Origin of the sequence: Pseudanabaena sp. CCNP1317 (assembly GCF_034931345.1) — a bacterium.
GTDB classification, from domain to species: domain Bacteria; phylum Cyanobacteriota; class Cyanobacteriia; order Pseudanabaenales; family Pseudanabaenaceae; genus Pseudanabaena; species Pseudanabaena galeata.
Window position 1 is genome coordinate 1 of sequence record NZ_JAYGIF010000110.1, and the last position, 11,885, is coordinate 11,885.

Annotated in this window: 12 protein-coding genes; 4 read left to right on the plus strand and 8 right to left on the minus strand. The window is 42.1% G+C overall.

Translation table 11 applies throughout. The features are described from left to right. Positions 1-29 precede the first annotated feature (29 nt). From VB775_RS20190 to VB775_RS20205, 4 genes are all read right to left on the minus strand, one after another. Positions 30-662, minus strand: a complete 633-nt coding sequence (locus VB775_RS20190; RefSeq protein WP_281005335.1) for a DUF4276 family protein — start codon at positions 660-662, stop codon at positions 30-32. Continuing rightward, entirely contained in the window at positions 659-1,744 is a 1,086-nt protein-coding gene (locus VB775_RS20195; RefSeq protein WP_281005334.1) for an AAA family ATPase, read from the minus strand. Before VB775_RS20195 ends, VB775_RS20190 begins: the two co-directional genes overlap by 4 nt. Before the next feature lie 9 nt (positions 1,745-1,753). Next, the gene (locus VB775_RS20200; RefSeq protein WP_094535982.1) at positions 1,754-2,251 is read right to left on the minus strand and encodes a GNAT family N-acetyltransferase; all 498 of its coding nucleotides are present in this window, start codon (positions 2,249-2,251) and stop codon (positions 1,754-1,756) included. 149 nt (positions 2,252-2,400) lie between these two features. Then, positions 2,401-2,562, minus strand: a complete 162-nt coding sequence (locus tag VB775_RS20205) for a hypothetical protein (protein WP_281005333.1) — start codon at positions 2,560-2,562, stop codon at positions 2,401-2,403. A gap of 24 nt (positions 2,563-2,586) precedes the next feature. On the opposite strand from VB775_RS20205, the gene VB775_RS20210 reads away from it, so the two are divergent. Beyond that, a complete protein-coding gene (locus VB775_RS20210) occupies positions 2,587-3,303 on the plus strand; it encodes a hypothetical protein (protein ID WP_281005332.1) in 717 nt (238 codons plus the stop codon). Positions 3,304-3,464: 161 nt separating this feature from the next. On the opposite strand, the gene VB775_RS20215 is transcribed toward VB775_RS20210, so the two are convergent. Then, positions 3,465-4,892, minus strand: coding sequence for a protein adenylyltransferase SelO (locus VB775_RS20215; protein ID WP_281005331.1), 1,428 nt, complete (start codon positions 4,890-4,892; stop codon positions 3,465-3,467). 39 nt (positions 4,893-4,931) lie between these two features. Between VB775_RS20215 and VB775_RS20220 the strand changes: the two genes are divergently transcribed. Then, positions 4,932-6,584, plus strand: a complete 1,653-nt coding sequence (locus tag VB775_RS20220) for an RluA family pseudouridine synthase (protein ID WP_407072985.1) — start codon at positions 4,932-4,934, stop codon at positions 6,582-6,584. Between the two features lie 115 nt (positions 6,585-6,699). Here the strand turns inward: VB775_RS20220 and larB are convergent, their stop codons facing one another. The 3 genes from larB to VB775_RS20235 all read right to left on the minus strand — a co-directional run bounded on the left by larB (position 6,700) and on the right by VB775_RS20235 (position 9,766). Then, positions 6,700-7,464 carry a nickel pincer cofactor biosynthesis protein LarB gene (gene larB / locus VB775_RS20225; protein WP_281009352.1) on the minus strand — a complete coding sequence of 255 codons (765 nt, stop codon included), beginning with the start codon at positions 7,462-7,464 and terminating at the stop codon, positions 6,700-6,702. Positions 7,465-7,557: 93 nt separating this feature from the next. Beyond that, positions 7,558-8,478, minus strand: a complete 921-nt coding sequence (locus VB775_RS20230) for an FTR1 family iron permease (RefSeq protein ID WP_281009351.1) — start codon at positions 8,476-8,478, stop codon at positions 7,558-7,560. Positions 8,479-8,863: 385 nt separating this feature from the next. Further along, entirely contained in the window at positions 8,864-9,766 is a 903-nt protein-coding gene (locus VB775_RS20235; protein WP_281009350.1) for a GGDEF domain-containing protein, read from the minus strand. 222 nt (positions 9,767-9,988) lie between these two features. Here VB775_RS20235 and VB775_RS20240 point away from each other — a divergent pair, with 222 nt between their 5' ends. Continuing rightward, positions 9,989-10,891, plus strand: a complete 903-nt coding sequence (locus VB775_RS20240) for a carbohydrate ABC transporter permease (protein ID WP_281009349.1) — start codon at positions 9,989-9,991, stop codon at positions 10,889-10,891. Positions 10,892-10,893: 2 nt separating this feature from the next. Continuing rightward, positions 10,894-11,733 (plus strand): class D beta-lactamase, encoded by an 840-nt coding sequence (gene blaOXA / locus VB775_RS20245; protein WP_281009348.1) that lies wholly within the window; start codon positions 10,894-10,896, stop codon positions 11,731-11,733. Positions 11,734-11,885: the final 152 nt, after the last annotated feature.

Consider the following 11,885-nt stretch of genomic DNA (forward strand, 5'->3'; position numbering starts at 1 on the left):
GCATAATTTTGAGTTTAAGAGCTTTAGTTTTAACTTCTACTCGTTGGGAGCAATTCTGGGACAATCTCAATCAGTATGGGTTTCCTGCTGCTGTCTAATAATTGTATTGTATTGAGGTCGCACCCATCGTATTGACTAAATATGCTGAGAATCCGCTTAGAGGGTGCAGTCGTATATCCATCATTAATATGCTCAGGTGACGGAAACCCACAGCGAATCTTACTCAGATTAACGACTATTTGCGGATCATCACACCAGTTTTTAAAAGCTTCTGGTTCACTGAATAAAAAGCCTTCAAACTCATGAATCATCAGGTTGGCAATGAAGTTTGATTCTGCAATATCATCCTGAAAGGATTGCTGAAGTATCCTTGCTTTCTTAACTGATGATAAACCTGTAGGTATTGCTAATTTGGGAAAATCCGTAGGTAATCCATAAAAATCGATCAATGTCGTTACCCACGCATTCGGATCTTCCTTACATTTTTTTTCAATCTGATTTTTAAGCTTGCCATAGGTTGATATACCACCTTTACCAATTTTACTGGTACGCAAAAGAATGGGATTGATCCAAATATCTAGTCGAGCAAAATGGCTCGTTAGAAGTTCTCGCACAAAGGTTTCTTCGGTTTGCCCCTCACAGAAAATATGGACTCTAATCATCGCGACGGTCTACCACCTAACAAATTTTTTTGCCATAGTTCACCTATAGAGTATTCTTCTAGCCATTCAGCTAAAGCATCTTCATCTAGTCTGTGTAATTGTGTTGCCCCTTCGATACGATCGCACACAATTACATTAGATGCGTCAAACTCATTTAGTAGTGCGACTGACTGCGTAGAAACTATGACTTGTTTAGATTTGGCTGTGGAGCGCAGCAGTGAAGCCAGAACGTTAATGGCATAGGGATGTAACCCCAATTCTGGCTCATCGATCAAAATCATTTCAGGTTGCTTATCCTCTGGCTGCATCAATACAGTTGCAAGACAAATAAACCGCAAAGTCCCATCTGACAGTTGATATGCTTTAAATGGTACATCTTCACCCTTTTCAACCCATTCCAGTTCAATTTGGTCTTGATTGTTGGGATGGGGACGCAAATAAAAATCACCAAAGAATGGTGCTACTAATTGGATCGTTTTGACGATTCTTTGATAGTGCGTTTTATATTGCTCTTTTAGTAAGTAAAGATATGCTGCTAAATTTTGAGCGTCTGATCTGAGGTAAATATTATCGTTTATGGCTTGACGTTGTTTGACTAGAGAACTATCGCCAGTGTCGTGGAAGTGGTAGAGTCGCCAACTTTGCATTACTGGTACTGTGTAATCGTAAATTCCTGTACGCTGCTTTTGTGACTCAACTTTAGTCTCAAAGTAACCCGATCCAACATGCCAATCACCGTATCTATTCCACCAGAAATTCTCATCAACAAAAACCATGCGGTTATCTTGGGTTGGCTCTAGAACAAATTTATAGCCGTTATTACCAAAGTAAAATTCAGCAATCATTTGCGGAGTTCTTTTGCGTCCGAAATACAGTAGAGAATCTGGTCCACCCTGCTTACTGACATAAATCTGTAAGTTTCTAGCAAGGATTTGTTGAATCATGCGAAAGATAGTAATAAAGTTGGACTTACCAGAGCCATTAGCCCCAATCAAGACATTGAGTTCTTTTAATTCAAGATCGCACTCACGGATTGATTTGAACCCTTTCAGTACGATTCGTGATAACTGATCTTGGTTCATTTTTGTAGCCTATGGATACCAAAACATACCTTTGATGCCTTCGGGATCAGCGTTGAAGCCTAGCTGACTGTAAAATTCGACCACATGGGCATCGGCGAAGAGACTGATATTGCTAATGTCGGATTTGCGTAACTCGCGGATCATTTCTTCCATCATCGCTTTACCTAAACCCCTGCCCTGAAAATCAGGGTGAATTACCACATCCCACAATGTCGCGTTAAAGGCATAGTCAGAGGTAGCACGAGCAAAACCGATTAAACGTCTAAAACCGCCACGATGCTCCCACATCGAGAGAACAACAAAGCTATGCTGTAAGGCAATGCGAACTTTACGGATCGGTCGCCTTGCCCAACCTACAGAGTCGCATAATTCTTCTAGTTCGTAGAGATCAAGATCTTTTTCGGTGCTAAAGAAAATCTGTCCGCTTTGGTTTGGCACTTGGCGAAGTTTTGTTTTTTTTGTTGGTTCTAGGGTGTCAGAACCAAATAAGCTTTTCCAGAACCCCATTTGCCTAATTTTTATATAGCAGCGATCGCCCTACTTGTTACAGACATTCTAAACGCTTTTGTATTGTATCCGCTTTTGTTGAAATCACGCGATCGCAAATACTAAAATGCTGTTATTTAAATGCTAGATGCTTTTATCCAGTCTTGACTCTATATTGGTAGAATTATGCCATCATTGCTGCCTTCAACTAAGCCACCAATATTAGCGAGGTATTCAACATTGGTAATCGCACCTACTGTAATACCTACTGTAATATTTAGAGCTAAATTTAGGGCGATATCTTGGACAATATTCTGGATAATGAAATGCAATTGTAAGCGATCGGGAGGTTGGCAATGACGTTTGGGCTAAAAACCTCAACGATCGAATTACTGAAACGCTTTAACATGAGCTTTCCTCAGTTTTACGAGCAGTTTGTGAGTAGTGACATTCAACTGCAAAATTTGCGCTTGGCTTATCAGCTTTATCAAACTAAGGAAGCTGTAATTGAGCTAAAGTCTGAAAGCAGCAAAAGCGTGCTGTATTTTGCCTATCGCAATCAGTCTTTTTTGCTAAATGATATTTTCGGGGTATTAGCAGCCTATGGCTTAACGATTCATAGTCTCAGTTTGTATGGACAGATTCATACGCCGATGTTGGTGTTCATTAAGCTGGTGATTTCTCGTGGTGGTAAATCTTTGCCTCAAAAAACGGCGGAAAATGTGCGAAAGGCAATCAAAGAGACTCTCTTGGGGCGCTTTGAGGTGGAGGAAATGTTGGCGCTAGAGTTTAACCTTGACAGTGGGCTTAAGAAAGTAGAAACCAACTTTTATGTCGATCGCGTATTTCATTTGCCAGCATTGTTAGTTGAGGCAGACAGTCAACCAGGATTATTTTATAAAGTGATGAATGCGATTTGGCAGGAGGATTTGTTGGTGGTGAATGCTAACTTATTAGTCTGGCGTGGGCGGACACGTTTGATCTTGTATTTGTTGGGACCAAATGAAAATTTAATTCCTGAATATTTAGGAACAAAGATTGCTGAAAGTCTCAAGCAGAGATTGTCTTATTAATTTTTGTTCCCCTCTCCCACTGGGAGAGGGGCTAGGGGTGAGGGCTTATTCTTTTAATTTTTGTTCCCCCTCTCCCACTGGGAGAGGGGCTAGGGGTGAGGGCTTATTCTTTTAATTTTTGTTCCCCCTCTCCCACTGGGAGAGGGGCTAGGGGTGAGGGCTTATTCTTTTAGCTTTGCGATCGCATCATACAGAGGCTGCCAATCATCATTAACAGTAATCCGTTCCCACAGTTCTTCAATTTTAGGACGCAAGAAAATAATGGTGGGATTGGAATACTGGAGTTGTTGAGCAATATTTGTTAATTCGGCGATCGGTTGACGGATAAGTAGTTGATGATAAACTTCACGCCACTTTTCTAATAAGGGTAATTGCTCATCAGTGATTTCCCAATCGTGATCAGCAAAAATATTACCTACATCTTCGCGCCAATTGGGTTGAAAAGATTGACGCAAATTCACGAAGAACTGGTTATAGCCGATCGCTTGTACACCTGACAATAATTCCAAAGTTGCACCGATTAAATCCTCAGTTTCAGGCTCGGAAAGCGAAGCAAATCCCAAACGCTTCAGCATCATTTCGCAATAGGCAACCCGATAAAAGTCTTTAAACTTCAGCAATGACTCTTGCATATCATCCTTGTCCATCACCATGCTCAGAGGATCTTGCAGCTTTTCCAAATTCCAATAACAAGCGGCTGGTTGATTGGCATAGCTATAGCGTCCTGCATGATCGAAGTAAGCCGCCGTAAATCTAGGATCATAGTTAGGAATAAAAGCAAATGGTCCGTAATCAAAGCTCTCACCCGTAATTGACATATTGTCAGTATTGAGAACTGCATGGCAAAATCCTGCTGCCATCCATTGAGCACAAAGCTTAGCAACTCGTTCCACTAGTTCCAAATAAAAGATACTATCTTGATTCTCTTTGCCCCAGATATGGGGGTAGTAAACCTGCAAAACATGATCGAGTAGTTTCCGAGCAAGATCATCGCGTCTAATCCAGCGGAGACGCTCGAATGTGCCGAAACGAATATGCGATCGCGAAAAGCGCACCATTACCGATGAGCGTGTTGGCGATGGTTCATCACCACGCCATAGGTCTTCGCCTGTTTCGACAAGACTGAGACAACGGGAAGTTTTAACACCCATACGATGCAATGCTTCTGAAGCAATGATTTCGCGCACGCCGCCCTTGAGGGTAAGCCGACCATCCGCAGTTCTTGAGTAAGGAGTTCTGCCTGAGCCTTTTGTTCCAAAATCATAAAGTTCATTATCGATGCCGCGTACTTGTCCATAGATAAAGCCACGTCCATCGCCGAGTTGGGGGTTATATTCACCAAATTGATAGCCGTGATAGCGCAGAGCTAAGAATGGACGTACAGCATGGAAATGTCCAAAGGCTTCGATAAAGTCATCATCACTTACCTGTGAGGGTTCAAGTCCTAGAGTTGGCAAAATATCATCATTACGCCACCGCAATTTATGAAGTGGATATTCGGCAGCAGTAACGACATCGTGATAGTCTGCTAGGGATTCGATCGCGGGTTCGTAGTTGAGATTAAGGAAGGGGTTGCTAGGGTGACTCATATCGAAGAAATAGGCGGCGAAATATTAGATGCTTCTGCCATCATACTTGGTTCAGAGGAAGATCAAGCTGTTACCTATTGGTATGAAGGGATTTGCCCCTATAGTGGTGAATTGTTGCGATTGCCAAGAACTTTGCAGGTTGAGGCGATCGCTCAAAATCTGATGCAGGAATTCAAACGTAGCTATCCCGAAAATGCAGAAGGGAAAATGTATGGGGTATTGCTCGCGAAATCATCAACGGGAAAAAGATTGGTTCTCAAAGCCTTTTCTGGATTATTAAATGGTCAAAGTGAACTAGAAGGATGGGTTCCCCCAATTGCAGGTCGAGAGAAAGTGGCGATTGAGGAATCAATTACATTAACCAAATTAGCGACCATTAAACAGGAATTAATCGAGTTAAGTGAAATTCCTGAACGTCGGGAATATGAGCAGCAATCTCAGGAATATGCCGCCCAGTTGCAAGCTTTGCGCGATCGCCATCAAGTTTCTAAACAAGAAAGACATGCTAAGCGATCGCAATTATTAGCAGCTTTAACAGGAAAAGAGTTGGAAATTGCACTCAAGGACTTGGATAGGGAAAGCCAACAAGAAAAGATGGCAAGACGGGATTTTAAACGCGATCGCGATCAGGTTCTGTTGCCCTTAAGGGAAATAATTACGCTGGCTGACAGCAAAATGCAAATCCTCAAACAACAACGTCGAGAATTATCACGTACCTTGCAAACCCAAATGCACAATGCCTATGTGTTAACTAATTTCGCAGGAGAAACGCGATCGCTGCGGGAGTTAATTACTGAAGGAGCAATGCCTACGGGAATGGGTGATTGTTGCGCCCCCAAGTTACTACACTATGCTGCAACTCATAACCTTATACCTCTAGCAATGGCAGAGTTTTGGTGGGGTAGTCCTTCGCTTGATGGTTATAAAATTCAGGGTGAGTTTTATGGTGCTTGTGTAGAAAGGTGTCAGCCATTAATGGGATTTTTATTGTCAGGAAGAAGATCCCCCCCAGCCCCCCTTAAAAAGGGGGGAGAAGAACTTTTTAAGGGGGATTTAGGGAAATCTCTTCCAATTGTTTATGAGGACGAACATCTAATTGCGATCGCTAAACCTCCAGAACTTCTCTCTATCCCCGGACGATATTTAGATACTCAAGACAGTGTACTCAGTCGATTACGTCAATCCTTTGGTGCAGATGTTTCCATTTATCCAGTACATCGACTCGATCGCCAAACTTCAGGAATTCTATTATTTGCCCGTGATTTAGAATCTCTTCGTAGTCTGAGTGAACAGTTTCAAAAGCGAGAAATCCACAAAATTTATGAAGCATTGCTATCAGGTAAGATGGAGCGTGAGCAGGGGATAATTGATTTGCCACTATGGGGCAATCCCGAAAATCGCCCCTATCAACAGGTAGACTTGCTACGGGGTAAGCCCAGCGTGACGAAGTTTCGCTTACTAGGACAGGTCGGGAATTATTCACGCATGGAATTTATTCCTTTAACAGGAAGAACTCATCAATTGCGAGTTCACTCTGCTGATTCTCAAGGGTTAGGCATACCAATTTTAGGCGATCGCCTGTATGGTTGTCTTGCTGTGACAAGTCGTCTCCATCTCCACGCGAGGGAGTTGACTTTCAGACATCCGCGATCGCAAGAGTGCATTCATTTGCAAATACCTGTTCCTTTTTAACGCCAGTTCGACGAAAGCGAAAAATGGTAAGAATCGCTAAGCGATTCTTACCATTTTTCGCCATTTGCGGCGTGCTTCGCACGCCGCAAATGGCTATATCGAACTCACGTTACTTTTAAAAATCTTGCTGATCGCTTGCTAAACGCAAAATTTTCCCTGCTAACATCGCCGCTCCGAAGCCGTTATCAATATTGACTACCCCTACACCCGTCGCACAGGAATTAAGCATTGTTAGCAAAGGCGCAAGCCCACTAAAGCTAGCCCCATAGCCGATACTCGTCGGCACAGCCACAATCGGACAATCCGCTAAACCTGCAACCACACTTGCCAACGCCCCCTCCATTCCAGCGACTACGATAATCACATCAGCATCGGCGATCGCGTCACGGTGACTGAGCAAACGGTGGATTCCCGCAACACCCACATCCCAAAGCCGCTTCACTGTAAATCCACATAGTTCACCTGTAACCGCCGCTTCCTCTGCGATCGGCAGATCGGCAGTTCCTGCGGTGATAATCGTCATTGTGCCTTGCTTTTTCATGGTTGATTCACCGAGGCAGCAAATTTGGGCGATCGGGAAATATTTCAATCCACGCAAAGATGGCTGAATTTGGGCATAAACAGAAGCCGAGATTTTGGTTGCCATTACCAAAGGATTTTTGGACTCCATTACGCGCATAATCTGGATAATTTGCTCAGGAGTTTTACCCAAGCCAAAAATCACTTCAGGAAAACCTGTTCGTAAAGTACGATGATGATCGATTTTGGCGAAATCTCCCACTGACTCATAGTGGAGATATTTCAATTCTTCTAAAGCTCTCTCTGGACTAAGTTCTCCTTTTGCTACTGTTTCCAGAATTTGCTTTAAGTTGTCATGCATAGAGGTTCAATGTACTGATTTAGGGCAAACAATTCCAATATAGCAATGTAATACCAAAGCCCAAATAAATAAAGGCATCGCTTCGCACCGCCTTTATTTATTTGGGCTTAGCGACTTATCCGCAAGGCTTTGGAAATATAGAAACCCTGCAGAAGCTAGGAACGTAAAGTAAGCGATCGCTTGTCCAAGAAATAGGCGATCGCGAAAACCCAATAAAGCCTTGAGCAAAATCCCTGGGAATTCTTTGTCTGGTAGCATTTCATGTACATCCCAAACTAAACCACCTAGCAAGCAAGAAGATACCGAGGTTGCTGCCTCAGTGGGAAAACAGATGGCAGTTTGGGAGAGATCGGCAAAGGCTGCCACGGCTTTGTCCAAATGACCGATCGCACTGATTACTAATCCAGCCACGATTAGCAATAAAAATACTCCCATCGCTTGAAAGAATACTTTGAGATTAATACGAACCCCAAATTGAAACAGAGCGACCCCGATCGCTACTGCCCCCACTAAACCCGCGATCGCACCCATGATTGGCACAAGTCCGCCTTGCAGCTTTGCCGAGATAAAGATCACCACCTCAAAACCTTCTCGTAATACCGCGATCAAAATCAGCGTAAAAACAGCCCAACCAGCAGTCTTTTCATCCGCGATCGCCTTACCGATTTGCCCCTCGATTTCTCCCTTTAGCGATTTGGCATTTTCGGTCATCCATACCAACATCCAACTCAACATGGCGATCGCGGTAAGTCCCAAAAGTCCCTGCCATAACTGTCCATAAAAAGCAGCTTGGTTCGGTTCTGTACTTTCAACTTGCTTGAGAAACCAGTTCAGCAATATCCCCACTACAAAGCTTGCCAATACTCCCGTACCAATGCCACCAAATACCCAAGGATTAAGCACAGTGCGATCGGCTTTTTTGAGATAGGCCATCACAATACCAACCACCAGAGCCGCTTCCACCCCCTCTCGTAAAGTAATTGCAAAAACTGGTAATGCAGCGCTGAAATCCATACAAGTTTCCTTTAGTTTTTTAGTGACCATCTCTTATTATTTTAGGACTTACGTAGATCGGTTTATCTTTAGCACTATTCGCAAGTTATAGCCGATCAAACAAGTCACAAGAAAAATCTTAAAGGTGCTGCTTTACAACACTTTTAAAATTTGGCATTGCACAAATGAAAGATGAATGAGTAAATAAAAGATAACGAGTTTTAAGCAATGAAAACTAATAAGGGAACTCCAAGGAAAAAATGATCCCTATAAAACCCAAAAACAATGTGGCGGGCTAAGCTCGCCACATTGTTTTTGGGTTCATCTACTTTGTGTAAGTCCCTAAAATTAGTAAAGTGTGGTTCAACCCATGTTCGTAAAAATGGGAGACAAGGAGATTCATCTTTCATTTGTGCAACGCCCGATCAACACAAGCGCTCTTCTGTAGTATGTATATGCGTTTTCTTCGCCGATGATACTGGTCGCGTTTGGATTTGTCTTTATGATAAGAGGTTTGAAGTTTTTTGGAATTGAGACTATCTGATTCTCTGACAAGATGCTTTCTTACATACAAGGCTCTGTCAGCGCGAGCCAAAGCCTGATCGAGAGATTCTTCTCGAGACCATGGGCTCATTCCAATGCTGCTTGAGACTAAAATCGGTTCCTCTTTGCCCTCAACGCTCAATGAGAAACTGCCGCAGTGGATACGGACTTCTTGCATAACTTGTCTGATTCTAATATCAGAGCCCGTAATCAGGAAGGCGAACTCATCCCCTCCTAGCCGACCCACGATGTCCTCACCAAGGACTAATCGCAAGCGATGCACGATCGCGCAGAGAACTTCATCGCCAAATTGATGACCGAAACTGTCATTGAGAATCTTGAAGGAGTCCAAATCAACCATACCCACGACAACAGAATCAGTATGATGCAGGTTTTGGGTACGGACAGCCGCCTCAGTAAAGAATCCGCGTCGGTTGGCTGCGCCAGTTAGAGGATCGGTGACGGAAAGCTTGAGTAAGGTCAAATAGGCATTGTCCAACCGAACTAGTAAGCTGATCATCAGTCCCACTGTGATAGGAGCAACTAGTAAAGGTATAGCTATAGCGATTATTAGCGAGACCGCTAATATGAGGTCGTGAGAATATTCCAGAGAAAACTGCGGTACGACAAAGGCAAGTGTCGCCAGAACAGACAGCATGACTGAGGCAGATGAGATCAGTGCAATGACCCCTCTTGCACCAATTCGGCGAGAAAGCATTATGATTGCCATCTCTAGAGGCTTTAAATGCATGTGATAACTATCCATAAAATTTTTATATTATATCAATCCTAAATGGGTTGTGAGAGTGCGCCCCAAAGGGGCGCACTCTCACAACCTTCCAAATCTTACAAATCATTTAGGATCGCTATATATCAATTAAATACTTTCAACAATGACTCCTTATTTTATGGCGAAGCCGATCAAGTAGTTTGGTAGGATAATAAGCATTATTTAGCTAGCTAATGCTCTTAACTTGTGTGATTTTCTATGAAGCCCAATGCCAAGATCAAAAAGCAAAATTTTGGTAAGAAATTTTCTTGGACTCCATATTTATTTCTATTGCCAGCGATCGCCTTTCTTGGCTTGACATCATTTTTGCCAGTATTCCAAGCCATATATTTAAGTTTTACCAATTATGATTTTGTTGGTAGTCCTGATTTTATTGGATGGAAAAACTATCTAAATCTCTGGAAAGATCAAACTTTTTGGAAAACCTTGGGTAACACCCTAACTTACTTGATATTTGCAGTTCCTAGCCTTGTAATTTCACCTTTAGCATTGGCGATATTAGTAAATCAAAAATTACGCAGCATTAAATTCTTTCGAGCCATTTATTATTTTCCAGTGATTGTTTCTGTGGTTGTCGCTGGTATTGCATGGAAATGGGTTTACGCTCAAAATGGGATTTTAAATTATTTTCTGTCAACCATTTCATTTCAAGATATTAAAATCCCGTGGTTAACTGACCCCAAAACAGCCATTTTCGCGATTATTGCGGTAGTAATCTGGCGAGGCGTTGGTTACTATATGGTCATCTATCTGGCTGGTTTACAGGCGATTCCCGCAGATTTATACGAGGCGGCGGCGATCGATGGTTCTGATGGCTGGCAAAAACATTTAGATATTACGATTCCCTTAATGAAGCCCTACATTATTCTCGTGGCAGTGATTTCTTCGATTGGAGCCATGAAGGTCTTTGAAGAGGTTTATATAATGTCTCAGGGTGGCCCAGCGAATAGTACCAAAACTGTAGTTTATTATTTATATGATAAAGGTTTTACAAGTTTAGAGATGGGATATGCTTCAGCGATCGGTGTATTTTTATTTCTGATTATTTTTATTATTTCAATCCTAACTTTCAAATTTATTAATCCTGCCAAAACTATTTAAATATGATTAAAACTAGTTCTTTTTTGTTGAGTGCTTCTTTATTTCTCTCTTTACCTGTTTTCGCTCAGGATAGCTCCATTAAATCAACTCCAATATTTCAATCGCAATTTTCCCGTAATCTATCAAAAAACTTTCAAGAAGCAAAATCTGAAGGCTGCTTTGTTTTGTATGACTTAAAACGCGATCGCTATATTCGCTACAACTCAAACCACTGTCAAAAGCGATTCATTCCTGCTTCGACATTTAAGATTTTTAATTCACTAGTTGCCCTTGAGACTAAAGCGATCGCTGATGAAAACACCGTAATTCCTTGGAATGGCGTGGTTAACAATGAATTTACCGCATGGAATCAAGCCCAAAATATGCGAACAGCCTTTACGCGATCGGTTGTTTGGTTTTATCAAGATTTAGCGCGGCGAGTTGGTACTGAAAGAATGGCTAAGTATATAAAAGCTGCTAGCTATGGCAATCAAGATATCTCAGACAAGATTGATTCTTTTTGGTTAAATGGCAATTTGAGAATTTCGCCAGAGGAGCAAATTAAGTTTCTCGTCAGACTTTATCAAGAAGATTTACCATTTTCGACTTCTGTGATGAGAACTGTGAAGGACATCATGCTAATTGAGCGCAAAGATAATTACATTCTTAGAGGTAAGACTGGCTGGGGAATGAATGTTGAGGGAGTACAGAATATTGGTTGGTATGTTGGTTATATAGAGCGAGATAACAACGTTTATTTCTATGCTTTAAATTTTGAAAATCAAGATCCTAACTTTGAGATGATTCCTGTCCGTAGAAAGATTTTGTTTGATGTTTTTAGCGACTTACAACTTCTTAATTAACCTCAGTTCGGGTTAATTTCAAACTAGCTTCTAGAGAGGGTTCGCGCTGCGAACCCTCTCTAGAAGCCAAAACAGTAAAAGCCTCGCTTCGCGAGGCTTTTACTGTTTTGGCTCCTAGATCCTACATTCAGCAGGTTATTTAAGATAAAAAA

Coding starts and splice junctions, on each gene's coding strand:
- VB775_RS20190 (WP_281005335.1), bottom strand. CDS start 662: ATGATTAGAGTCCATATTTTCTGTGAGGGGCAAACCGAAGAAACCTTT.
- VB775_RS20195 (WP_281005334.1), bottom strand. CDS start 1,744: ATGAACCAAGATCAGTTATCACGAATCGTACTGAAAGGGTTCAAATCA.
- VB775_RS20200 (WP_094535982.1), bottom strand. CDS start 2,251: ATGGGGTTCTGGAAAAGCTTATTTGGTTCTGACACCCTAGAACCAACA.
- VB775_RS20210 (WP_281005332.1), top strand. CDS start 2,587: ATGACGTTTGGGCTAAAAACCTCAACGATCGAATTACTGAAACGCTTT.
- VB775_RS20215 (WP_281005331.1), bottom strand. CDS start 4,892: ATGAGTCACCCTAGCAACCCCTTCCTTAATCTCAACTACGAACCCGCG.
- larB (WP_281009352.1), bottom strand. CDS start 7,464: ATGCATGACAACTTAAAGCAAATTCTGGAAACAGTAGCAAAAGGAGAA.
- VB775_RS20230 (WP_281009351.1), bottom strand. CDS start 8,478: ATGGATTTCAGCGCTGCATTACCAGTTTTTGCAATTACTTTACGAGAG.
- VB775_RS20235 (WP_281009350.1), bottom strand. CDS start 9,766: ATGGATAGTTATCACATGCATTTAAAGCCTCTAGAGATGGCAATCATA.
- VB775_RS20240 (WP_281009349.1), top strand. CDS start 9,989: ATGAAGCCCAATGCCAAGATCAAAAAGCAAAATTTTGGTAAGAAATTT.
- blaOXA (WP_281009348.1), top strand. CDS start 10,894: ATGATTAAAACTAGTTCTTTTTTGTTGAGTGCTTCTTTATTTCTCTCT.